The 25539-nt window shown below is 37.8% G+C and carries 22 protein-coding genes; 18 read left to right on the top strand and 4 right to left on the bottom strand.

Translation table 11 applies throughout. The annotated features are described in order from the left end of the window. The coding region (locus tag AB3H93_RS13520; protein WP_368020700.1) for a Crp/Fnr family transcriptional regulator at positions 1-697 on the bottom strand (697 nt) is incomplete at its 3' end. Positions 698-1171: 474 nt separating this feature from the next. Between AB3H93_RS13520 and arcA the strand changes: the two genes are divergently transcribed. From arcA to argS, 4 genes are all read left to right on the top strand, one after another. Then, on the top strand, positions 1172-2401 hold the full coding sequence (gene arcA, locus AB3H93_RS13515) for an arginine deiminase (protein WP_010718865.1): 1230 nt from the start codon (positions 1172-1174) through the stop codon (positions 2399-2401). 88 nt (positions 2402-2489) lie between these two features. Further along, positions 2490-3509: an ornithine carbamoyltransferase gene (gene argF, locus AB3H93_RS13510; protein ID WP_010718866.1), complete on the top strand. Its 1020-nt coding sequence runs from the start codon at positions 2490-2492 to the stop codon at positions 3507-3509. Between the two features lie 116 nt (positions 3510-3625). Beyond that, entirely contained in the window at positions 3626-4576 is a 951-nt protein-coding gene (gene arcC, locus AB3H93_RS13505; protein WP_010718867.1) for a carbamate kinase, read from the top strand. Positions 4577-4992: 416 nt separating this feature from the next. Next, the gene (argS, locus tag AB3H93_RS13500) at positions 4993-6684 is read left to right on the top strand and encodes an arginine--tRNA ligase (protein ID WP_034698338.1); all 1692 of its coding nucleotides are present in this window, start codon (positions 4993-4995) and stop codon (positions 6682-6684) included. A gap of 150 nt (positions 6685-6834) precedes the next feature. On the opposite strand, the gene AB3H93_RS13495 is transcribed toward argS, so the two are convergent. After that, on the bottom strand, positions 6835-7314 hold the full coding sequence (locus tag AB3H93_RS13495; RefSeq protein WP_010718869.1) for an arginine repressor: 480 nt from the start codon (positions 7312-7314) through the stop codon (positions 6835-6837). A gap of 387 nt (positions 7315-7701) precedes the next feature. On the opposite strand from AB3H93_RS13495, the gene rpsB reads away from it, so the two are divergent. The 8 genes from rpsB (at position 7702) to AB3H93_RS13455 (ending at position 16229) form a co-directional block, all read left to right on the top strand. Beyond that, on the top strand, positions 7702-8484 hold the full coding sequence (gene rpsB, locus AB3H93_RS13490) for a 30S ribosomal protein S2 (protein ID WP_010718870.1): 783 nt from the start codon (positions 7702-7704) through the stop codon (positions 8482-8484). 96 nt (positions 8485-8580) lie between these two features. Continuing rightward, positions 8581-9462 (top strand): translation elongation factor Ts, encoded by an 882-nt coding sequence (gene tsf / locus AB3H93_RS13485; RefSeq protein WP_010718871.1) that lies wholly within the window; start codon positions 8581-8583, stop codon positions 9460-9462. Positions 9463-9683: 221 nt separating this feature from the next. After that, a complete protein-coding gene (gene pyrH / locus AB3H93_RS13480) occupies positions 9684-10406 on the top strand; it encodes a UMP kinase (RefSeq protein ID WP_010718872.1) in 723 nt (240 codons plus the stop codon). Between the two features lie 3 nt (positions 10407-10409). Next, on the top strand, positions 10410-10967 hold the full coding sequence (gene frr, locus AB3H93_RS13475) for a ribosome recycling factor (protein ID WP_010718873.1): 558 nt from the start codon (positions 10410-10412) through the stop codon (positions 10965-10967). Between the two features lie 229 nt (positions 10968-11196). Then, positions 11197-12006, top strand: a complete 810-nt coding sequence (locus tag AB3H93_RS13470) for an isoprenyl transferase (protein WP_010718874.1) — start codon at positions 11197-11199, stop codon at positions 12004-12006. Next, on the top strand, positions 12003-12803 hold the full coding sequence (locus AB3H93_RS13465) for a phosphatidate cytidylyltransferase (protein ID WP_010718875.1): 801 nt from the start codon (positions 12003-12005) through the stop codon (positions 12801-12803). The genes AB3H93_RS13470 and AB3H93_RS13465 overlap by 4 nt, the downstream gene beginning before the upstream one ends. Before the next feature lie 384 nt (positions 12804-13187). Then, entirely contained in the window at positions 13188-14456 is a 1269-nt protein-coding gene (gene rseP, locus AB3H93_RS13460) for an RIP metalloprotease RseP (protein ID WP_010718876.1), read from the top strand. Positions 14457-14525: 69 nt separating this feature from the next. Next, positions 14526-16229 carry a proline--tRNA ligase gene (locus AB3H93_RS13455; RefSeq protein ID WP_010718877.1) on the top strand — a complete coding sequence of 568 codons (1704 nt, stop codon included), beginning with the start codon at positions 14526-14528 and terminating at the stop codon, positions 16227-16229. A gap of 196 nt (positions 16230-16425) precedes the next feature. On the opposite strand, the gene AB3H93_RS13450 is transcribed toward AB3H93_RS13455, so the two are convergent. Next, positions 16426-17220 carry an SDR family NAD(P)-dependent oxidoreductase gene (locus tag AB3H93_RS13450; protein ID WP_368020699.1) on the bottom strand — a complete coding sequence of 265 codons (795 nt, stop codon included), beginning with the start codon at positions 17218-17220 and terminating at the stop codon, positions 16426-16428. Positions 17221-17236: 16 nt separating this feature from the next. Further along, positions 17237-18079, bottom strand: a complete 843-nt coding sequence (locus AB3H93_RS13445) for an aldo/keto reductase (RefSeq protein ID WP_010718879.1) — start codon at positions 18077-18079, stop codon at positions 17237-17239. A 131-nt stretch (positions 18080-18210) separates the two neighbouring features. On the opposite strand from AB3H93_RS13445, the gene AB3H93_RS13440 reads away from it, so the two are divergent. The 6 genes from AB3H93_RS13440 (at position 18211) to AB3H93_RS13415 (ending at position 25530) form a co-directional block, all read left to right on the top strand. Beyond that, positions 18211-18576 carry a helix-turn-helix domain-containing protein gene (locus AB3H93_RS13440; protein ID WP_010737776.1) on the top strand — a complete coding sequence of 122 codons (366 nt, stop codon included), beginning with the start codon at positions 18211-18213 and terminating at the stop codon, positions 18574-18576. Positions 18577-18726: 150 nt separating this feature from the next. Then, positions 18727-23079: a PolC-type DNA polymerase III gene (locus AB3H93_RS13435; protein ID WP_063627709.1), complete on the top strand. Its 4353-nt coding sequence runs from the start codon at positions 18727-18729 to the stop codon at positions 23077-23079. A gap of 143 nt (positions 23080-23222) precedes the next feature. Continuing rightward, positions 23223-23696: a ribosome maturation factor RimP gene (gene rimP / locus AB3H93_RS13430; RefSeq protein WP_010718882.1), complete on the top strand. Its 474-nt coding sequence runs from the start codon at positions 23223-23225 to the stop codon at positions 23694-23696. A gap of 21 nt (positions 23697-23717) precedes the next feature. Beyond that, entirely contained in the window at positions 23718-24905 is a 1188-nt protein-coding gene (nusA, locus tag AB3H93_RS13425; RefSeq protein ID WP_096708951.1) for a transcription termination factor NusA, read from the top strand. A gap of 23 nt (positions 24906-24928) precedes the next feature. Next, entirely contained in the window at positions 24929-25222 is a 294-nt protein-coding gene (locus AB3H93_RS13420; RefSeq protein ID WP_010718884.1) for a YlxR family protein, read from the top strand. Then, a complete protein-coding gene (locus tag AB3H93_RS13415) occupies positions 25219-25530 on the top strand; it encodes a YlxQ-related RNA-binding protein (protein ID WP_010718885.1) in 312 nt (103 codons plus the stop codon). The genes AB3H93_RS13420 and AB3H93_RS13415 overlap by 4 nt, the downstream gene beginning before the upstream one ends. The last annotated feature ends 9 nt before the right edge of the window (positions 25531-25539 follow it).

Below are 25539 nucleotides of genomic sequence, written 5' to 3'. Positions count from 1 at the left end.
CTCTTAAAGCAGGCGTCACAGCAGTTTTACAAAAAGTAAACCGTTTCTTTTGGTAATCTAATAAACCAGAATCTTTTAACTGTTTGATTACTTGTCCAGCAGTCTCTCTCGTTGTCCCACTATTAACCGCTAATTCTTTTAGTGTGATAGGGTATGGAATTTCGACATGGCCATCTGTGGTTGGTATGCCAAGCTCTTCTTTTAAAATGAATAAGTTTTGTTTCACTCGATCAAAAGCGCTAGAAGTTAAACCGATCTGTATCCGCAGTTCGTGCATCGCTACTACTTTTGAGATTTTATGGATCATATAGAGTAATTGTTTTGGATTGTTTTTCGCAATTTTTTCATAACAAGATACTGGGAAAGAGAAAGTTTCGATGTCTGTCATTGCTTGAGCAGTGTATGAATAAATTCCTTCTTCAAAAATACCAGACATTGGGAAAAGGTTATTTGGATTGACATAATCATAATAATAATAAGTAGCACTTTCATCATATCGTTCTAGACGAACCAATCCTGATGTTAAAATGTAGAGACGTTGTCGTTCATCTCCTTCATCAAATAAAATTTGTCCTTTTTTATAAGAACGAAGGATCGTATGCTCTTTAATGAGCTCAAATTCCTCGTCAGTAAAGTTTTCAAAATCAGGTTGATAGCGTAACTTTGAAAAATGATAATCAATTCTATTTATACGCATAAAACTCCCACTCCTTACTTTCAGCTACATACTATATTGTGACTGGTTTTGACTTAAATGTAAAGTTTTAACCTAGAAGAAAAATCATGGTTAAAACAGCAATTTTATTCTTTGTGATCAATCTTTTTTGTTATTATGAATAATTTATACAGATAGATTGCATAATTCTTTTTAATGATTGGTATTTTTGTATAAAAAACACAATTATTACATAAAGCAAGCGCTATCAACCTTGTGAAATATCGAAAAAGAAAATATTCAAAAATAATTTTTTAATGAATAAATATTTTTTTGAGAGAGTTTTCAGTATAAAAAAAGTGATAAAAGTTAATAAAAAATGTAAAAACGTGTATTTATTTAATTGTCTTCTAATAATGTGAAATTGCTCTCGTTTTATATGAGAAGAAATTATGAAAGTGGTTACAAAAAGGCGGTATTCTATGTATGTAATCAAAACGAAGGAGGCAACACAACATGGATAAACCTATTCACGTTTTCTCTGAGATAGGGAAGTTAAAGACAGTTTTATTGAAACGACCTGGACAAGAAGTGGAAAATTTAACACCAGATATTATGGACCGTCTGTTGTTTGATGATATTCCATATCTGCCAATCGCACAAGAAGAGCATGACTATTTTGCAAAGACATTGCAAGATGAAGGCGTCGAAACTTTATATCTAGAAAAATTAGCTGCAGAAGCAATTGATGCCGGCAATGTCAAAGAACAATTTTTAAATAAAATGTTAGACGAATCCCACATTGCATCTTCTGCTGTAAGAGATGGTCTTCATGAGTTCCTTCTATCAATGGAAACCCAAGAAATGGTAGATAAAATTATGGCGGGTGTCCGCACGAAAGATATTTCAGTTCGTTCAAACAGTCTGTATGATCTTTCTTCAGATGACGACTATCCATTCTATATGGACCCAATGCCAAACCTTTACTTTACACGTGATCCTTCCGCATCAATGGGAAATGGGATGACTGTTAACATGATGACATTTGAAGCACGTCGTCGTGAATCAATGTTTACTGAATACATCTTGAAACATCACCCACGTTTTGCGAACAAAGGGGTTGAAGTATGGTTAGATCGTGAAAACCCTGATCACATCGAAGGTGGAGATGAATTAATCCTAAGTGACAAAGTCGTCGCTGTAGGTATCTCACAACGAACAAGCGCTAAAGCAATCGAAAAATTAGCACGTAATTTATTTGCTAAACATGCAGGCTTTGAAAAAGTCCTAGCAATCAAGATTCCTAACAATCGAGCAATGATGCATTTAGATACTGTGTTTACCATGGTTGACCATGATAAATTCACGATCCATCCAGCAATCCAAAGTAAAGAAGGAAAAATGGATGTCTTTACGATCGAACAAGCAGGCGATGATATCAAGATCGCTCATTCAGATGACTTACAAGCGTCATTAAAAGCTGCGTTAGGTTTGGATGATTTAGTCTTGATCCCAACTGGTAATGGTGATGCGATCGTTGCTCCTCGTGAACAATGGAATGATGGTTCTAACACCCTGGCAATCGCACCAGGTGTTGTCGTAACGTACAACCGTAACTATGTATCCAATGAATTATTACGTAGCTATGGCATCAAAGTATTGGAAATCAATTCAAGTGAGTTGTCACGCGGTCGTGGTGGTCCACGCTGCATGAGCCAACCATTAGTACGTGAAGATTTAAAATAATATGAATGCTAGTGGCAGTCTAACTGTCAGCTGCCACTAGATTTCCTCTTTAAAACAAAAACAAACAACCTAAAGGAGAATTTTAGTTATGAAAGAGTCAGTATTTCAAGGAAGAAGTTTATTAGCAGAAAAAGATTTTACAAAAGAAGAATTGCAATATCTAATCGATTTTTCTGAGCACTTAAAAGATTTGAAAAAACGTGGCATTCCACATCACTACTTAGAAGGTAAAAACATTGCACTTTTATTTGAAAAAACGTCTACTCGTACACGTGCAGCTTTTACAACTGCAGCAATCGATTTAGGTGCGCATCCTGAATATCTAGGTGCCAATGATATCCAATTAGGTAAAAAAGAATCAACAGAAGATACAGCTAAAGTATTAGGTCGAATGTTTGACGGAATTGAGTTCCGCGGCTTTAGCCAAAAAATGGTGGAAGAACTAGCAGAATTTTCTGGTGTTCCAGTATGGAATGGTTTAACAGACGAATGGCATCCAACACAAATGATCGCAGATTTCTTAACAATCCAAGAAAACTTTGGAACAGTTGAAGGAATCACAGTGGCATATTGTGGTGACGGACGTAACAACATGGCGAACTCTTTACTTGTGACTGGGGCTATTTTAGGTGCAAATATGCGTATCGTAGCACCAAAAGAATTACAACCAGAAGAAGAAATCGTCAAAATGGCAGAAGAATTTGCTGCTAAATCTGGTGCACAATTAATGATCACTGATGACGTGGATAAAGGTGTTGACGGTGCTGACGTACTTTATTCAGATGTTTGGGTATCAATGGGTGAAGAAGATAAATTTGAAGAACGAATCAAATTGTTGAAACCTTACCAAATCAACATGGAAATGATCGAAAAAACGCACAATACTGACCGTTTGATTTTCTTACATTGCTTACCAGCATTCCATGATACTAACACAATCTATGGTGAACAAATGAAAGAACGCTTCGGCATTACTGAGATGGAAGTTACTGATGAAGTCTTCCGCAGTAAATATGCACGTCAATTCGACCAAGCAGAAAACCGCATGCATTCAATCAAAGCAATCATGGCAGCAACACTTGGTAACTTGTTTATTCCTCGTGTATAACGGTTAATCACATTCATCTCAAGAACAAAACGAGTCAGCTTTAATGGACCTCATCATGGGCTGGCTTGTTTTGTCATTGAGAAAATTCAGAACTCTCTGGAGAAAGGAAGACAAATATGGCAAATCGTAAAGTAGTTGTCGCATTAGGTGGTAATGCGATTTTATCAACAGATGCAAGTGCAAAAGCACAACAAGAGGCATTGATGGAAACAGCAAAATACTTAGTAAAATTCATTGAACAAGGGGATGAGTTGATCATTTCTCACGGGAATGGACCACAAGTAGGGAATTTGCTGATCCAACAACAAGCAGCTGACTCAGAAAAGACACCAGCGATGCCTTTAGATACTTGTGTTGCAATGACAGAAGGATCAATTGGGTACTGGTTACAAAATGCAATGGGTGAAGTGTTGAAAGAAAAAGGCATCGATAAAGATGTGGTTTCGCTTGTTACGCAAGTCATCGTTGATGAAAACGATCCATCATTTAAAAACCCAAGCAAACCAGTAGGACCATTCTATACCGAAGAAGAAGCCAATGAACAAATGAAAGCTGATTCAACAGTAACCTTTAAAGAAGATGCTGGTCGTGGCTGGCGTAAAGTAGTGGCTTCTCCTAAACCAATTTCAATTAAAGAAGCACGAGTGATTGAAACGTTAGTAGAACAAGGCGTGATTACAGTCTCTGTTGGTGGTGGCGGAATTCCTGTTGTGGAAACGGCAACTGGTTTAGAAGGTAGAGAAGCGGTTATCGATAAAGATTTTGCTTCTGAAAAATTAGCGGAAATCATCGATGCAGATCTATTGATCGTTTTAACTGGAGTAGATAATGTTTATGTAAATTATCAAAAACCAGATCAAAAGAAACTAGAAACTGTTTCAGTTTCAGAAATGAAGCAATACATTGATGAAAATCAATTTGCACCAGGAAGTATGCTGCCAAAAGTCGAAGCGGCAATTGCCTTTGTTGAGGCAAAACCAAAAGCTAAAGCGATTATTACTTCTTTAGAAAATATCGAGAACCTTCTCGCGTCTGAAGAAGGAACGATCATCGTAGCGGATAACTAAGAATTCTTTTTCTTAGGAAATGAACTATGTTAAAAAGTGTCCAGTTGGTATTTCTTCTCCTTTAGACCTTCTGGACATTTTTTATAAGAAATCCCTAGCCAGCAGTTTTTTTTTCTGCTATAATTCAATTAATATAATAATTTCATAGTTTGTTGAACAAGAGAGTAATTGTATTTACTTGATCAAAGCGAGTTTGGGTGTGGTGAAAGCCAAACGAGAGGATACAATGAAGCGCACTTGGAGAACTCTGTCTAAGACAGACGGCTATCAACCGATATCAGATGAAGCTGGTCCTAGCAAATAGGACAACTGGAGTGGTACCGCGGGATATCTCGTCTCTAGTGATCATAGTTATCTATGATCACTAGAGATTTTTTTGTTTTCAGCAAACAAAAGTATTTATAGGAGGAATGTAAATGAATAACAAAGATATTGTATCAAAAGCGATCTATGACGTTGTCAAAGACGATCTTACAATGGAACAAGTAGAAAAACTATTAGAAAATCCAAAATCTGCAGACCATGGGGATGTAGCCTTTCCTGCCTTTTCATTAGCGAAAATCTATCGAAAAGCCCCTCAACAAATTGCAGCTGACCTAGCAGAAAAAATCGATTCAACAAACTTTGAAAAAATCGAAGTGGTTGGTCCTTACTTAAACTTCTTTATGAATAAAGCGATGATCAGTAAAGAAGTTTTGGCTTCTGTCGTGAAAGAAAAAGAACATTATGGCGACAGCTCCATCGGAAATAACGGAAACGTACCAATCGATATGTCTTCTCCTAATATTGCAAAGCCGATTTCAATGGGGCATTTGCGTTCTACAGTTATCGGGAACTCCATCGGATTTATCATGGAAAAATTAGGCTACAACCCGATTCGTATCAATCATTTAGGAGATTGGGGCACACAGTTTGGGAAACTGATTGTGGCTTATAAAAAATGGGGTTCAGAAGAAGCAGTACGTTCTGAACCAATCAATGAATTGTTGCGTCTGTATGTTCAATTCCATGAAGTGGCTGAAACAGAACCAGAATTGAATGATGAAGCACGTTCATGGTTTAAACGTTTGGAAGAAGGCGACAAAGAAGCCATTGAATTATGGCAATGGTTCCGCGACGAATCTATGAAAGAGTTCAATAAAATCTACGATCTATTAGAAGTTCGTTTTGATTCTTTAAATGGTGAAGCTTTCTATAACGATAAAATGGATGAAATCGTAGAACTTTTAGAAGAAAAACATTTATTGCAAGCAGATAAAGGTGCTGAAATCGTTGACTTATCAGCTTATGATTTGAACCCAGCGTTGATCAAGAAATCAGATGGTGCAACACTTTATATCACTCGTGATTTAGCAGCAGCTCTTTACCGCAAACGCACCTATGATTTTAAACAATCATTGTATGTTGTCGGAAACGAACAAAGTTATCACTTCAAACAATTGAAAGCTGTTCTTAAAGAATTAGGCTTTGATTGGTCAGATGATATGCATCACATCCCATTCGGATTGATTACTCAAGGTGGTAAAAAACTATCAACACGTAAAGGGAAAATTGTTTTACTTGAAGAAGTGCTAAATGAAGCCATTGACTCTGCTAAAGAACAGATCAGTGAGAAAAATCCTGATTTAGAAAATAAAGATGTGGTAGCTAAACAAGTCGGTGTTGGCGCAGTTATCTTCCATGATTTAAAAAACGATCGCCTAAATACATTTGACTTTAATTTAGAAGAAGTTGTCCGTTTCGAAGGTGAAACAGGACCTTATGTACAATATACGCATGCTCGTGCTGTCAGCTTGTTAGCAAAAGCCGACTTTACGCCATCGACAGATCAAGAATACGCCTTGAATGATGAAAACAGCTGGGAAGTTGTAAAATTGATTCAAAAATACCCAGAAACTGTTTTACAAGCAGGTGAAAAATACGAACCGTCTATTATTGCGAAACATGCAATCAAGTTAGCTCAAGCATTTAATAAATATTATGCACATACTAAAATTTTAGTTGAAGATGACCAAAAAGAAGCGCGTTTAGCATTAGTTTATGCTGTAACAGTCTTGTTAAAAGAAGATTTACGTTTGCTTGGCTTACACGCACCAGATAAAATGTAAGAAAAGTAACGTACACAAATAAACCGTCCCTTACGAAAGGCTTACTTATAATAGTAGCTTTCGTGAGGGGCGGTTTATTTTATATAGAAGTGATTGGGACAGATATCATCCATTCATTGATTCATGCTGCGTTGATTAAATTTAGTTGGCTTAAAAAAGTGTTGTTTCTTTGGGAGCATGTAAGAAGGCTTCCACCAATTTTGCTTCTTCTTCATCTTTGGAAATGATAATGGTTGTATCGAACCCGGCAATCGTACTGACGATATGAGGTGGTTTGATATCGTCTAAAACGGCAGCGAAAAGATGTGCGTTGTCTGGTAAGGTATGGACGACCGTCAGAAAATGGACCCGTTCCACTTTTAACACGATGTCTTCGATCATTTGGACTAACCGTTTTTCATCATCTGTTTTTGCTTCGAGTCCTTTTTTTCCTTGAAAAAGAACAAAATGGGAAACGCCATTTTCATCTGGTACTTTTACGATTTTTAAGTCACGAATATCTCTGGAAATCGTAGCTTGTGTCGCTGTCACACCATAATCCTCCAGTTTGGCCAAGAGTTCTTCTTGTGTACGGATCGTAAATTCCCCGATCACTTGTTTAATAAGTAAATGTCGCTCAGATTTACGCATATTCTTTCTCCTTTACGAAAGATTTCACATGTATCATATCAAAAAAAATTCGAGTTGCCCAATATTATTCTGATTTATGAGATAACTCTAGGAATTATGATCATTTGTTAATGAGAGAGTAAAGCATAAAAGATGAGAATAAATGCAGAGGCAACTAGAGATTTCTCTTGATATTTACTAGCAAGTCAGGTAAAATATTGAATGTTGAGCAAGAATGTCTCTTTAGCTATTGCTATACAGGTAGGTTACTTGTATAATGTTTAAAGATGCTTTTTGCATCAACAAATCCACATTCCTGTTGGATCGTTGATAGGTGCTTGAAAAAGTTTGTCAGCGAGGTGAAAGACAGGGAGAGGAAAAATAAAAACCAAATCGGAGGAAACAAAAATGGCAGTAATTTCAATGAAACAATTACTAGAAGCCGGCGTACATTTTGGTCACCAAACTCGTCGCTGGAACCCAAAAATGAAGAAATATATCTTCACAGAAAGAAACGGAATCTACATCATCGACTTACAAAAAACTGTTAAGTTAGTAGATGCAGCTTATGACTACATGAAGAGCGTTGCAGAAGAAGGCGGCGTAGCTTTATTCGTAGGTACGAAAAAGCAAGCACAAGAAGCAATCAAAGATGAAGCAACACGTGCTGGACAATACTTTGTAAACCATCGTTGGTTAGGTGGAACATTGACTAACTGGGATACAATCCAAAAACGTATCAGCCGTTTGAAACAAATCAATGCAATGGAAGAAGATGGAACTTTTGAAGTTCTACCTAAAAAAGAAGTTGCTGGTTTGAACAAACAACGTGAACGTCTTGAAAAATTCTTGGGTGGTATCGCTGATATGCCAAGAATTCCAGATGTAATGTACATCGTTGACCCACGTAAAGAGCGCATTGCTGTTCAAGAAGCGCATAAATTAAATATCCCAATCGTAGCTATGGTTGATACAAACTGCGACCCAGACGAAATCGACGTAGTTATCCCTTCAAATGACGATGCAATTCGTGCGGTTAAATTGATTACTTCAAAAATGGCTGATGCATTTATCGAAGGTAACCAAGGGGAAGACCAAGTAGTTGAAGAAGACTTTGTAGTAGAAAACAATGCTACTTCAATCGAAGAAATCGTTGACGTTGTAGAAGGCGACAACACTTCAGCAGAATAATTTTTAAATGATGGAGCTGTTTCAAAGGCTAGGCGACAAGCCTCACTCTCCTTTGAAACAGCTTTTTTTAAAAAGAAACTATAGGAGGATACAATAATGGCAGATGTAACAGCTAAAATGGTAAAAGAACTACGCGAAATGACAGGCGTAGGTATGATGGATGCGAAAAAAGCATTAGTTGAAGTAGAAGGCGATATGGAAAAAGCAGTAGATCTTTTACGTGAAAAAGGAATGGCTAAAGCAGCTAAGAAAAATGATCGTATTGCAGCTGAAGGATTAGCTTCAGTAGCAATCAAAGGAAATACTGCAGCAATCGTTGAAGTTAACTCAGAAACAGACTTTGTTTCTAAAAACGAAATGTTCCAAGATCTAGTGAAAGAAATCGCTGAACTTGTTGCAGAAAACAAACCTGCAGACATGGAAGCTGCAATGAAGATCAAAACAGAAAAAGGTACGATCGAATCTGACTTGATCGAAGCAACACAAGTAATCGGAGAAAAAATCAGCTTCCGTCGTTTTGAAGTAGTTGAAAAAGAAGATAACGCTGCTTTCGGTGGTTACTTACACATGGGCGGACGTATCGCTGTATTGACTGTTTTAGATGGAACAACTGATGAATCTGTAGCAAGAGACGTTGCTATGCACGTAGCTGCAATCAATCCTCGCTATGTAAACGAAACTCAAATTCCTGAAGCTGAATTAGAACATGAAAAAACTGTTCTTACAGAACAAGCTTTAAACGAAGGTAAGCCTGCTAATATCGTTGAAAAAATGGTAGAAGGACGCTTGAAGAAATTTAAAGCAGAAATCGCTTTGGTTGACCAACCATTCGTTAAAGATCCTGATATGACTGTTGAAAAATATGTTGCTTCTAAAGGTGCTACAGTGAAAACTTTTGTACGCTTTGAAGTTGGCGAAGGAATCGAAAAACGCGAAGACAACTTTGTTGAAGAAGTTATGAACCAAGTGAAAAAATAATTCTGAAAATTGAGTATATGTTATCTAATGTTGATTCATTTTGCGAGTCACTTTTTAAATGTTGGATCAACATTAGATAGTATGCTTATTTGGAATTAAAAAGGAGCAGCGACGTATGTCACAGCTCTTTTTTTTAGGCATAGGTACAAATAGTTAGACTTTTAGTGGCTAAATTACCTGAATATGGTAAAATAGCAATAGAAAATATTGGAGGAATGAACATGGTCACACCGAAATATCAGCGTGTTGTCTTAAAATTAAGTGGAGAAGCTTTAGCTGGGAATGAAGGCTTTGGAATTAAACCGCCTGTTATTAAAGAAATCATCCAAGAAATCAAAGAAGTACACGAATTAGGCGTTGAAATGGCTATCGTGGTAGGCGGCGGCAATATTTGGCGCGGACAAATCGGTGCTCAGATGGGAATGGAACGTGCTCAAGCTGATTACATGGGGATGCTGGCAACTGTAATGAATGCTTTAGCGTTGCAAGATACTTTGGAAAATGTTGGTGTGCCAACACGTGTCCAAACATCAATCGAAATGCGACAAATTGCTGAACCATATATTCGCAGAAAAGCAGAACGTCATTTAGAAAAAGGCCGAATCGTGATTTTTGCAGGTGGAACTGGGAATCCATACTTTTCAACAGACACTACTGCAGCATTACGCGCAGCTGAGATTGGCGCTGATGTTATTTTAATGGCTAAAAACAATGTTGATGGTGTTTATTCAGCTGATCCAAAATTAGATTCAAATGCTGTGAAATTTGAAGAATTGACTCATTTAGAAGTGATTGCAAAAGGGTTGCAGGTAATGGACTCTACCGCTAGCTCACTAAGCATGGACAATGACATCCCATTGCTTGTCTTTAATTTAAATGAACATGGAAATATCCGTCGTGCAATCTTAGGCGAAAATATCGGAACAACTGTAAGGGGGAAATAAAAAATGGCAGATGCAATTATGACAGAAGCAAAAGAAAAAATGCAAAAAGCAGCACAAAATTTACAACGTGAGCTTGGACAAATTCGTGCAGGACGTGCCAATGCAAGTTTACTTGATCGAATCACAGTTAATTATTATGGTGCACCAACACCTTTGAACCAAATGGCTTCAATCCAAATCCCGGAAGCACGTGTTTTAATGATCACTCCATTTGATAAGAGCATTTTACAAGATGTTGAAAAAGCAATTATGGCAAGTGATATTGGAATCAGTCCAACCAATGATGGGAATGTCATTCGTTTAATTATTCCTCAATTAACTGAAGAACGTCGTAAAGAATTAGCAAAAGATGTAAAAAAAGAAGCAGAAAATGCAAAAATCGCTGTTCGTAACATTCGTCGTGATGCAATTGATGAATACAAAAAACAACAAAAAAATGGCGATATCACAGAAGATGATCTACGTGGATTAGAAAAAGAAGTACAAAAACTAACCGATGAAAGCATCAAAGAAGTAGATAAAATCGCTAGTGACAAAGAACAAGAATTACTGGAAGTTTAATCATAAAGCTTGGTAGAATCAGTCTTTTATCAATGCCGTTTATGTATTTTTATACCTACTAAAAAGCCTTGGACGATTTCTTGTCCTAGGCTTTTTTTATAGCAAAAGTTAAAAAATAAGAAAAAAGTCGTAGAAATAACTAAAAAAAGTAATCCAGCATAGGAAATCACGTGATAAATTGATATAATACTAAAGATAGTGGTAACTTTTAAGTATAGGAGGAAAAAGAATGTTACGTTTTTTTCCGCAAAAAAACAAGTATATTCAAGAAAAAAGTGATTTTCATTTTGCGGCTGAAGGTCCCATTCCTCAGCATATCGCAATCATTATGGACGGAAATGGTCGTTGGGCCCAAAATCGACGTTTACCTCGAGTTGCTGGACATAAAGAAGGGATGGAGACAGTTAAAAAAGTAACCAAACAAGCTTCTCGTTTAGGTGTGAAAGTTTTAACCCTCTATGCTTTTTCAACAGAAAATTGGAAACGACCAAAAGATGAAGTCCGTTTTTTGATGCAACTTCCAGTGGATTTTTTTGATACATTTGTTCCAGAATTGATCAAAGAAAACGTTCAGGTTCGTGTCATGGGCTATGAAGAAGTATTACCTGAACATACACAAGATGCTGTTCGTCGAGCAATTGAGCAAACAAAAGATAATACTGGAATGATCCTTAACTTTGCTTTGAATTATGGAAGCAGAGCAGAGATTGTGACAGCAGTCAAAAAAATTGCTGAAGAAGTCAAAAATGAAGAAACTGCGATTGAAGCTATTGACGAAGAACTGATTGCAGATCATCTCATGACTGGTTTTTTGCCAACCGAATGGCGGGATCCTGAATTGGTTATTCGAACAAGTGGGGAAGAAAGAATTAGTAACTTCTTGCTTTGGCAACTTGCATACAGCGAATTGTATTTCACAAAAGCTTTGTGGCCTGATTTTGATGGGGCGCATCTAGAAGAAGCAATCGCAGCATTTCAAAACAGAGACCGTCGTTTCGGTGGCGTGAAGAAAACAGAGAAAGAAGGAGATCAGTCATGAAGCAACGAGTGATCACAGCTGCTATTGCCCTGGTCCTATTTATACCAATTATATGGATCGGTGGAATCACAATCGAATTTGTAGCAGCTTTGTTAGCAGTCGTCGGTGTCTATGAGTTATTCCGTATGAAGGGCTTGACGTTGTTAAGTTTTGAAGGAATATTATCAGCGATTGGAGCAGTTATTTTAGTTCTACCAAAAGAACGTTGGTTTTTCTTTTTACCGGAGAAGACAAGCACGTTTATGCTCTTTTACTTGATCGTCATGATCTTGTTAGGGACATCAGTTATTTCAAAGAATACCTATACGATTGATGAAGCGGGGTTCCCGGTAATTACTAGTTTATATGTAGGTATTGGATTTCAAAATTTCGTCAATGCAAGAACAGAAGGTTTGGCAGTCTTGCTCTTTGGATTATTTGTCGTTTGGGCAACTGATATCGGTGCTTATATGGTTGGAAGACAATACGGAAAACATAAGTTAAGTCCAGATGTTTCACCAAATAAAACAATCGAAGGAGCATTAGGTGGTATTGCTAGTGCATTAGTCGTTGCTTTGTTGTACTTCTTGTTCTATCCAGCCAAAGAATTATTTGGACATGGGCTGTTCTTCATGCTCCTTGTAACGATGCTCTTATCGATCGTGGGACAATTTGGTGATCTCGTTGAATCTTCGATCAAACGTCACTACGATGTCAAAGATTCTGGGAATATCTTACCAGGGCATGGCGGGATACTAGATCGTTTTGATAGTTTGCTTTTTGTCTTTCCAATCATGCATTTATTTGGATTGATTTAGTGATCATCAAAGACTTGAATGAGCACTTGCCTAATCGTCTACTCATTTATAAATAACAATAGTTTAATAGTATGCCAATGAGTTGTTAACTAAATATGGGTATGGGAATGAAGCATTATCTTTTTTCAAATCAATATGCGAGTTTAATGTTCACATCTTACTCAAAAAAGAATACGTGGTGTCTTAGAAGTTGTTCGTTCAGAAAATAAGCCGAATAATCCAGAAGAAAAATAGTTTTGGATTATTCGGCTTATTTCTAAAAATTGATTATTTCCAGCGCCACCTCTTTTCTTTAAAAAAACTAGGGCTATTGGTGAATAGCTATTAATATGGTAAAATTAAGATGTTTTATTTAACCTAAAAAAAAGTAAAGGAGAATGTAAAATGAAAACAATTATTACATTTATTATTGTTTTTGGCATTTTGGTCATTGTTCATGAATTTGGACACTTCTTCTTTGCGAAACGATCAGGAATTCTCGTTCGAGAGTTTGCAATTGGTATGGGACCCAAAATTTATGGGCATCAAGCTAAGGACGGAACTACCTATACACTACGTTTATTGCCAATCGGAGGTTATGTGAGGATGGCAGGAAACGGGGACGATGAAACAGAGATGGCTCCGGGAATGCCGTTATCTCTTTTATTAAATTCTGATGGTATCGTAGAGAAAATCAATTTAAGTAAAAAAGTACAGCTTACAAATAGTATCCCGATGGAATTGATTCGTTATGATCTTGAAGAAGAATTAACGATTACTGGCTATGTCAATGGCGAGGAAGAACAAGAAGTGACTTATTCTGTCGCGCATGATGCTTCGATCATTGAAGCCGATGGCACAGAACTTCGAATCGCTCCAAAAGACGTGCAGTTCCAATCAGCCAAATTATGGCAACGGATGTTGACGAATTTCGCAGGACCAATGAATAATTTCTTGTTAGCTATTTTGTTATTTATTCTGCTTGCTTTTATGCATGGCGGAGTTCAAGTCACTAACACGAATCAAATTGGCGAAGTCTTACCTAATGGTGCAGCACAAACTGCTGGTTTAAAAGAAAATGATAAAATCTTGGAGATCAATGGTAATGCCATTCATTCTTGGGGAGATCTAACGGCTACGATCACCGAGAATCCTGGGAAAAAACTCAATGTTGAAGTCGAGCGCAATGGTCAGAAACAAACCCTTTCAGTAACACCAGGCGTGGTAGAATCGAATGGAAAAAAATATGGGCAATTAGGAATCAAAGCACCAATGAAAACGGGATTTTTTGACAAAATCATTGGAGGAACACAACAAGCTTTCAGTAGTTCATTAGAAATTTTTAAAGCACTAGGCTCATTATTTACAAACTTTAGTTTAAATAAATTGGGCGGTCCTGTAATGATGTTCCAATTATCTTCAGAAGCTGCAGATCAAGGAATATTAACGGTCATTAGCTTGATGGCCATTCTTTCGATGAATTTGGGAATCGTTAACTTATTACCAATTCCAGCGCTTGACGGAGGAAAGCTTGTCTTGAACGTCGTGGAAGGGATTCGTGGAAAACCAATCAGCCAAGAAAAAGAAGGCTTTATCACATTAGCAGGCTTCGGTTTATTGATGCTTTTAATGGTATTAGTCACATGGAATGATATCCAACGATTCTTTTTCTAGAAAAAGTTTATAAATAGGGTATAATTACAAACGATAAATGATTATATGAGAAATGAAGGAGTATATAGAATGAGACAATCAAAAATGTTGATTCCAACATTACGAGAAGTTCCAAATGATGCAGAAGTACTAAGTCATCAAATTTTATTAAGAGCAGGGTATATTCGCCAAGTTTCAGCTGGTATTTATTCTTATTTGCCTCTTGCTAATCGTGTATTGGAAAAATTAAAAACGATCATGCGTGAAGAATTTGAAAAGATTGGCGCTGTCGAAATGTTGATGCCAGCTCTCTTACCTGCGGAATTGTGGGAAGAATCTGGTCGTTATGAAACTTACGGCCCAAATTTATATCGTCTCAATGATCGTAATGATCGCAAAATGATCTTAGGTCCAACTCATGAAGAAACATTTACTGAATTGATTCGCAATGAAGTCAATTCCTATAAAAAATTGCCGTTGAACCTTTACCAAATCCAGACAAAATATCGTGATGAAAAACGTCCACGGTTTGGGTTATTACGTGGCAGAGAATTTATTATGAAAGATGCTTACTCTTTCCATTCATCAGAAGAAAGTTTAGATGAAGCGTATAAAGATTATGAAAAAGCATATACTGAGATTTTCAAACGTTGTGGGTTAGATTTCCGAGCAATCATTGGTGATGGTGGCGCAATGGGTGGTAAAGATTCAAAAGAATTCATGGCGATCTCAGAAATCGGTGAAGATACGATCTGTTACTCAACAGAAAGCGATTATGCCGCTAACTTAGAAATGGCGACAAGTTATTATGTCCCTAAAAAATCACATGAAACACAACTTGAATTAGAAAAAATTGCGACACCAGATGTAAAAACGATTGAAGAAGTAGCGAACTTCTTTGAAACTGAACCACAAAAAATCATTAAATCTGTTTTATTTATGGCAGACGAAAACCCAGTATTGGTATTAGTACGTGGGGACCACGATGTCAATGATGTGAAACTGAAAAACTTTTTAGCGGTTGATTTCTTAGAAGAAGCAACAGAAGAAGATGCTCAAAAATACCTAGGAGCAGATTTCGGCTCTGTTGGTCCAATCGGTGTAGCAGAAGAAGTAAAAGTCTACGCTGATCGTCATGTCCAAGACTTAGCGAACGCTATTACTGGAGCGAATGAAACTGGGTTCCATTATGTGAATGTCAACCCAGAACGAGATTTTGAAGTGATCTCATATGAAGACCTTCGCTTTGTTCAAGAAGGAGATCCATCACCTGATAATAATGGTGTATTGGCATTTACACGTGGAATCGAAATCGGACATATCTTTAAATTAGGCACACGCTATAGTGAATCAATGGGCGCAACCGTATTAGATGAAAATGGACGTGAAAAATTTGTCATTATGGGTTGTTACGGAATTGGCGTAAGTCGTCTACTTTCAGCAATCGTTGAACAAAATTCAGATGAAAATGGCATTAACTGGCCTAAAGGAATCGCGCCTTTTGATTTACATGTTGTTCAAATGAATCTAAAAGACGAAAACCAAACGAACTTAACCGAAGAAGTTGAACAAACGATGTTGGCTGCTGGTTATCAAGTACTCGTTGACGATCGTAATGAGCGTGCAGGTGTGAAATTTGCAGATTCCGATTTAATTGGCTGTCCAATTAGAATTACAGTAGGTAAAAAAGCGGTGGATGGTATCGTTGAAGTCAAAATTAAGAAAACTGGGGAAATGGTTGAAGTTCGCAAAGAAGAGCTAGCAAATACGTTACCCATTCTTTTAAATCAATAAAATACAGTCAAGAAAGAAAATTCTTGCTTGAAATAAAAGACAAGCCTAACAAATAGTTGGGCTTGTCTTTTTTCTAATGAGACTGAGGCAAGTTTTGGCTCGGTATCCTTCGTTTTTTGTTTCTCACATTTGTTCGAATGAAAAATCATACTGGCTCTTTAGTAAGAAGAAATTGATTTGTGTTACAAAATCGTTCTTAATAAATCGTTGGCACCAATCCTCCATCAAGTCGCAAGGCAGCGCCAGAAAAAGAAGTTGCATAGGGGCTAGAAACAAATGCAACAAAACGCCCGATTTCTTCTGGTCGGATCAAGCGTTGGATCTGTGAGAGTGGACGATGATTTTTCATAAAATCTTGTTCCCATTCAGATTCAGGCAATTGGCTGTCTGCGTACATTGTTGTTAACATTCCTTGAACGCCCTCTGTCAAGGTGGAGCCAGGCATGATCGTGTTGACGGTCACTTGAGAGCCAACAGTCAATTTGGATAAACTTTTTGCTAAAGAAAGATTCATTGTTTTGGTCATACTGTATTGAGCCATTTCACCTGAAGGCATCACTGCTTCTTCACTCGCAATAAAAAGGATACGACCAAAATCTTGCTTCAACATTTTAGGTAAATAATTTTTGGCTAATGCATTTCCAGCAAGAACATTGACTTGGAAAAAATGTTCCCAAATATCATCTGTGATAGCTAAATAATCCATCGGTTCAAAAATCCCCATATTATTGATCAAAATATCTATTGTAGGAAATTGCGTAAACAGTTCTTGCCGTGCTTCTGGATCTGCTAAATCAAATGGCGCACGCTGAGGGTTAGTTTGGGGGAATTTTGCTTTTAATTCAGTGACCACTTGATCAACAAGCGGTGCGTGACGACCATTGATGATGACATCTGCACCTTCTTTTGCCAATTCGATCGCAATGGCCTTTCCGATGCCTTTCGTTGAGCCAGTGACTAACGCAACCTTATGAGATAAACCTAGTTCCATCTTACATCTTCCTCCTTTATTTAAAATCGAATGTATCAGGATTTGGCCCTACCCGAAAATGATCGTTCAGTGCATTCAAAACCGTCATTTCATCTTCAGAAAGAACGAAATCAAAAATGTCAGCATTACTTTTCATTCGTTCGGGCTTAACTGACTTGACCACTAATAAGATGTCTTGCTGGACATCCCAACGTAAGATTACTTGGGCTGGAGTAATATGATGCGCTTCAGCAATCTCTACTATAGTTGGGTGATTCAATAGTTTCCCTTGCATCAAAGGAGACCACGCTTGGATCTTTATTGCATGTTTTGCGCAGAAATTGCGTAGTTCAATTTGAGATAACTTTGGATGTAGTTCCACTTGGTTGAGAACAGGAATGACATTTGCGTGTGTCAATAATTTTTCTAAATGAGTGATTTGAAAATTGCTAACACCAATCGCTTTGATTTTCCCCGCTTGATATAATTGTTCCAAAGCACGCCATGACTCTAAAAATGCATCTTCGCCAGGCCAATGGATTAAATAAAGATCTAGATAGTCTAGTCCTAGACGTGCTAAACTGGTTTCAAAAGCTTGGATCGTTTCGTCATAGGTTAAATGATCGTTCCAGACTTTGGAGGTTACGAATAGTTCTTCTCGAGAAATTCCAGCAGCTTTCAGCCCTTCTTTGATTCCGATTCCTGTACCAATTTCATTATCATATATTTGAGCAGTATCAATCAACCGATAGCCCTTTACAATGCCTTCTTTGACTACTTCAGCAGTTTGGGTATCAGGGATTTGAAAGACACCAAGTCCTATCCCTGGAATTTCTATTTGGTTATTTAACATGATTCGATCATTCAATGAATGGATCATCTATACTCCTCCTTTAATTTTCAATAGATATAATGTATACTAGATAGGCTCTAATAGATAGTACCTACTTTATTGTGCTATAGTGTCTAAAAAGTAACTATTGGATAGTAAAAGGATTTTAGGAGGGAAATATGATTGAAAAAACGTATAATATTGGTGTAGAAGCCACGATGGATGTTATCGGTGGGAAATGGAAACCGATTATTTTATGCAACCTGCGTCACAGTCCGCTTCGTCCCAGCGACTTAAAACGAAAAATTCCTAATCTTAGCCAAAAGATGTTGACTCAACAATTGCGTGAATTAGAAGCAGACGGTATTGTTGTACGAACCTCATATCATCAGGTTCCACCAAAAGTTGTTTATTCCTTAAGTGAATATGGTCAAACATTAAGTAGTGTGTTAGATGCGTTATGTGATTGGGGCGAACTGCATGTAACTACGTTGCAAGAGCAAGGAGTACCAATCAGCTTACGTTGTGAGGATTCATTTAGCTAAGTAATCAACGATTTAGAACGAGAAAGAAAATTCTTTGTCGTTTTTTTAATGTAAATCCATGTAAAAACGGGTATACTAAATAGTACTGAAAGAAGAAGAGGTTCAAATGAAATAGCATTGATTTGTCCTCGTCAGAAAGGGCGTATGGTTTTGTCAGAAAAACGAGAGTTATTTGAAAAATTGTTGGAACAAATCCAACTAGAAGAAGTGGAAAAAAATCATCCACTAATCTCTGCTGGCGAAATGGAGCGTGTAGTGGTTCACCGCAAATCAAGATTGTGGGAGTTTACCCTACACTTTACTCAAATTTTACCGATCATGCTTTATCGATCATTGCTCCAAAATTTGACACTGGCATTTAAAGATATTGCACAGATCAGATTAACTATCAAAGCTGATGATCAGCAGTTTGATGAAAAATTATTACAAGATTATTGGGCACAAGCTTTAGAAAGCCAACAATGCGATACGCCGTTGGCTCAACAAGTTTTAAAAACACAAGTCCCTATATTGAAGGAAAAGAAAATTGTCTTGCCAGTCGATAGCAATGGCGCGATTAATTATTTAAAGCAACAATATCTACCTTTAGTTGAAACGCTGTTTGTCAGCTACGGGTTCCCTAAATTTCGTATCGAACCTGAAATTGATGAAGAACAAGCAGAACGTGTGCTAAAACTGTTTGAAGAGCGGAAGCAAGAACAAGCAGAAGCGTTCATGAAGCAAGCTGCGGAAAGTTTGATTGTCCATGAACAAAAGAAAAAAGAAAGAAAAGAGCAACTTCCTGTACTAGATGGACCGATCCAGTTAGGTCGTAATATTCCAGCAGATGAACCGACAACACCAATGATCAATATCGTTGAAGAAGAACGTCGTGTGACCTTGGAAGGCTATGTATTTGATAAAGAAGTGCGTGAGCTACGTTCAAAACGTAAGATTCTAACGTTAAAAATCACCGATTATACTTCTTCTTTTATTGTTAAGAAATTTTCAAATAATGAAAAAGATGAACAAATCTTTGATGCAATCAGCGTAGGAAGCTGGTTAAAAGTTAGAGGAAGTATCCAAGAAGATACATTTGTGCGAGACCTGGTGATGAATGCACAAGATATCATTGAGGTGAAGCATGCACCTCGTAAAGACTATGCTCCTGACGATGAGAAACGAGTGGAATTACATGTTCATAGTAATATGAGTACGATGGATGCAACCAATAGTATCTCTGACCTTGTGGCTCAAGCTGGAAAATGGGGACACAAAGCGATTGCGATCACGGATCATGGAGGGGCACAAGCATTTCCTGAAGCGCATAGTGCCGGTAAAAAAGCAGGCGTGAAAATTCTTTATGGGGTTGAAGCCAATGTCGTAGATGATGGTGTGCCGATTGCTTACAATGATGAACATGTTTCTTTGAATGAAGGAACATATGTCGTATTTGACGTGGAAACCACTGGACTATCTGCTGTTTATGATACGATCATCGAATTAGCTGCGGTCAAGATGTATAAAGGGAATGTCATTGAAAGCTTTGATGAATTTATTGATCCCGGACACCCACTTTCCCGCACAACGATTGATCTAACTGGGATCACAGATGAAATGGTACGAGGATCTAAATCAGAAGAAGAAGTCCTACGTCTGTTTCTCGAATTTTCAAAAGATTCGATTCTGGTCGCCCATAATGCCGCGTTTGATATGGGATTCTTGAATACAAGTTATGCAAAATATGGAATCCCAGAGGCGACAAATCCAGTCATCGATACGCTGGAATTAGCCAGATATTTGTATCCTCAATTTAAACGATTTGGTCTAGGTGTGTTATCTAAAAAATTTGGTGTCAGTCTTGAACAGCATCACCGAGCGATTTACGATGCTGAAGCGACAGGTCATTTAGCATGGATTTTCGTTAAAGAAGCAATGGAAAACCATGAGATGCTCTACCATGATCAACTCAATGCTCATGTGGGAGAAGGCGATTCGTATAAACGAGCAAGGCCATTTCATGTGACGATCTTAGCGAAAAATCAAGCTGGATTAAAAGATTTATTCAAATTAATCTCGATGTCGAATGTGGAATATTTTGAACGTGTCCCACGTATTCCTCGTTCACAACTGAAGAAATTACGTGAGAATCTTTTCATTGGCTCTGCTTGTGATAAAGGTGAGATTTTCGAAGCAATGATGCAAAAAGGAATTGAAGAAGCTAGAAATCGAGCAAAATTTTATGATTATATTGAAGTGATGCCAAAAGCGGTCTATGCACCATTGCTTGAGCAAGAACTAGTCAAAAATGAACATGATTTAGAAGAAATCATCAAAAATCTAGTTGAAATCGGAAAGTCATTGGACAAAATCGTCGTTGCTACTGGGAATGTGCATTACCTTAATGAAGAAGATGCAATCTATCGGAAGATTTTGATTAATTCAATGGGTGGGGCTAATCCGTTGAACCGACATAGTTTGCCTGATGTGCATTTTAGAACAACAGATGAGATGTTGACTGCTTTTAACTTTTTAGGAAAAGATCTAGCGAAAGAAATCGTCGTTGACAATACGAATAAGATTGCTGACCTTTGTGAAGAGGTCATTCCGGTGAAAGATGATTTGTATACGCCAAAAATTCCTGGATCTGAAGAAGAGATTTCTGATTTGAGTTATACCAGAGCTAAACAGTTGTACGGTGATCCATTACCAGAAATCATTGAAAAACGATTAGAAAAAGAATTGAATTCGATCAACGGGAATGGGTTTTCTGTGATCTATTTGATTGCGCAAAAACTGGTGCATAAAAGTAACGAAGATGGTTATTTAGTTGGTTCACGTGGATCAGTTGGTTCTAGTTTTGTTGCGACAATGACTGGGATCACTGAAGTAAATCCATTGGCCCCTCACTATTATTGTCCTGATTGCCAGTATTCAGAATTCTTTGAAGATGGTACTTACGGTTCGGGGTTTGATATGCCTGAAAAAAAATGTCCGAAATGTGGCGCACGATTAAATAAAGATGGCCATGATATTCCTTTTGAAACGTTCTTAGGGTTCCATGGAGACAAAGTACCAGATATCGATTTGAACTTTTCAGGTGATTACCAAGCAGAAGCGCACAACTATACGAAAGTTTTGTTTGGGGAAGAATATGTTTATCGAGCAGGAACAATCGGTACAGTTGCCGATAAAACAGCTTATGGCTTTGTTAAAGGTTATGAGCGAGATCATAATTTACAATTTCGCAGTGCTGAAGTTGATCGATTAGCCAAAGGTGCGACTGGCGTGAAGCGAACGACTGGACAACATCCAGGGGGGATCATCGTTATTCCCGATTACATGGACGTATATGATTTTACACCGATCCAATATCCAGCAGATGATCAAAATTCAGAATGGAAAACAACGCATTTTGATTTCCATTCTATCCATGATAATGTACTGAAGCTTGATATTCTGGGACATGATGATCCGACAGTAATCCGTATGTTGCAGGATTTATCGGGAATCGATCCACAAACGATCCCAACTGACGATCCAGAAGTAATGAGAATTTTTGCCGGTCCAGATGTCTTGAACGTTACCAGTGAACAGATTTATTCTAAAACAGGGACACTAGGTATCCCAGAGTTTGGGACACGCTTTGTTCGGGGGATGTTGGAAGAAACACATCCAACGACTTTTGCTGAACTCTTACAGATTTCCGGATTATCACATGGGACCGATGTATGGTTAGGTAATGCAGAAGAATTGATCAAACGTGGGGATGCGACTTTGGCTGAAGTAATTGGTTGTCGGGATGATATCATGGTTTACTTGATCCATGCTGGATTAGATAGTGGGATGGCTTTTAAGATTATGGAAACCGTTCGTAAAGGGCTATGGAACAAGATCCCTGATGAATTACGAGAAACCTATCTATCCGCCATGAAAGAAAACAATGTTCCAGATTGGTACATTGATTCTTGTTCTAAAATCAAATATATGTTCCCAAAAGCCCATGCAGCGGCTTATGTTTTGATGGCCTTACGTGTAGCTTATTTTAAAGTCTATTTCCCTATTTTATACTATTGTGCCTATTTCTCAGTTCGAGCGGATGATTTTAATCTTGTGGCTATGTGTAAAGGGAAAGATGCGGTAAAACAAGCGATGAAAGAAATCACAGATAAAGGTTTGGATGCCTCAGTCAAAGAGAAAAATCAGTTGACCGTCCTTGAATTAGCGAATGAAATGTTGGAAAGAGGCTTTCATTTTGGCATGATCGATCTATATAAATCAGATGCCGTGAACTTCGTGATCGAAGGAGACACATTGATCGCACCATTTAGAGCTGTCCCAAGTTTAGGAACAAACGTTGCAAAACAAATCGTTGAAGCACGAAAAGATGGACCATTCTTATCAAAAGAAGATCTTGCTACACGAGGAAAAGTTTCTAAAACGTTGATTGAGTATATGAACGACAACGGGGTATTGAAAGACCTTCCAGATGAAAACCAACTTTCCTTGTTTGATATGTTCTAATCAAGGGTTAGCGTGGAAGCTTGTCATTTTAAATGAAATATGGTATAGTTATTTATAGGTAATGATACTAACTGTGAGTGAGCGGAATTTTCGCTCACTCTTTTTAATGGAATTACGGAAGCAATTTTAAGGAGGCGAACTTTTTGAGTAGCGTCGTTGAAACAGTCACAGCAATGGTGACTCCGATTTTAGAGGAACAAAATTTTGAACTTGTCGAAGTAGAATTTGTGAAGGAAGGCAAAAGTTGGTTCTTACGAGTATTCATTGACAAAGATGGCGGAATCGATATCGAAGAATGTGCATGGGTTAGCGAAAAACTTAGCGAAAAACTTGATGCAGCAGATCCAGATCCTATCCCACAAGCTTATTTTCTAGAGGTATCATCTCCAGGGGCAGAACGCCCATTAAAAAAAGAGAAAGATTACGAAAAAGCGCTTGGAGAATATATCCATGTTTCTCTTTATCAACCAGTTGATGGAGAAAAACAATATGAAGGATTTCTCCAATCAGTTGATGCTGAACAGCTGATATTGAAAATACGCATAAAAACACGGGAAAAAGAATTAATTCTTGACCGAAAAAATATTGCCAAAGCTCGCTTAGCGATCCAATTTTAATCACGGAGAGGAAACAGAAAAATGAGTAAAGAAATGCTAAACGCATTAGATGCATTAGAAGCTGAAAAAGGGATTTCAAAAGAAATCGTGATCGACGCTTTAGAAGCTGCTTTAGTTTCTGCATACAAACGCCATTATGGTCAAGCTCAAAATGTTGAAGTTGAATTTGATCAAAAGAAAGGGAAAATTCACGTCTATGCTGTGAAAGAAGTTACTGAAGAAGTAATGGATTCACAATTAGAAGTATCATTAAAAGATGCGCTTTTGATTAATCCGGCATATGAGATTGGTGATACCATCCGTTTTGAAGTGACACCAAAAGACTTTGGACGAATTGCTGCACAAACAGCAAAACAAGTTATTTTACAACGTGTCAGAGAAGCAGAAAGAACCATCATTTACAATGAGTTCAGCGCGTATGAAAAAGACATTATGCAAGGTATCGTTGAACGTCAAGATAAACGATATATCTATGTAAATCTTGGAAAGATCGAAGCAGTTTTATCGAAACAAGATCAAATGCCTAATGAATTTTATCAACCGCATGATCGTATCAAAGTGTACGTTTCTCGTGTAGAAAATACGTCAAAAGGTCCACAAGTCTTCGTTAGCCGTAGCCATCCAGATCTATTACGCCGTTTATTCGAACAAGAAGTGCCAGAAGTTTACGATGGGATCGTTGAAATCGTAAGCATTGCTAGAGAAGCGGGCGATCGCTCAAAAGTAGCCGTTCGTTCAAATGATGAAAATATTGATGCAGTTGGAACTTGTGTTGGACCAAAAGGCCAGCGTGTGCAAGCGATCGTGAATGAATTAAAGGGTGAAAACATGGATATCGTTGAGTGGAACGAAGATCCAGCGGTATTTATCACGAATGCTCTGAATCCAGCGCAAGTGATCGATGTGATTTTTGATGAAGAAAATCCTAAAGCTTGTACCGTTGTCGTTCCAGATTACCAATTATCCTTAGCGATTGGTAAACGTGGACAAAATGCACGTTTGGCTGCCAAACTAACAAATCACAAAATCGATATCAAGTCAGAATCAGATATGGCTGAATATTATGAAAAACAAGCGCAAGATCAAGAAGAAGCTTCTGAAGAAGTCGCTCATGATGAAGCGATCGTTCAATCTGATTATACAGATGATGAATATGAAACGATTGCTTTCAACGATGAAACAGTTGAAAATACGGATCAAGATGCTTAACAATTAGCTTAGGAGGCGAAGAGATGAAACAAAGGAAGATTCCTTTACGCAAATCTGTGGTTTCAGGTGAAATGAAACCCAAAAAAGAGATGATTCGAATTACCCGTTCCAAAGAAGGGGAAGTATCGATTGATCCCACTGGGAAAATGCCAGGCCGTGGTGCGTATGTCTCACTTGAGCCAGCTGAAGTACAACAAGCTTGGGATAAGAAGATTCTTGATCGGGCGTTAGAAACGACTTTGACAGATGAATTCTACCAAGAGTTACTCGATTATGTAACCCATCAAAAAGCACGAAAAGAGCTATTCGGTAAATGAATGAAGGAAATCGGCAAAAAGCCATGAATCTCATTGGGTTAGCGATGCGCGCTGGTAAGTTGATTACCGGCGAGGAGTTGACCATTGCAGACATTCGTAAACAGAAAGCAAAGATCGTGTTTGTAGCAAATGATGCGAGTGAGAATACGAAGAAAAAAGTGAAAGATAAGAGTTCATATTATGAAGTTCCTTGCTTTGAACTATTTTCCGAAGCTGAAATCACGCAGATGATTGGGAAGCCTCGCAAAGTATTTGGAATCGTAGATAACGGTTTTGCGAAGAAAACCAAGGAGCTAATTGAAGGTTAGGAAGGTGAT

This window comes from Enterococcus sp. C74, assembly GCF_040887125.1.
GTDB classification, from domain to species: domain Bacteria; phylum Bacillota; class Bacilli; order Lactobacillales; family Enterococcaceae; genus Enterococcus_B; species Enterococcus_B hirae.
Note: the sequence above shows the minus strand (reverse complement) of the source record. Positions and strands in the feature narration are given on the sequence as shown.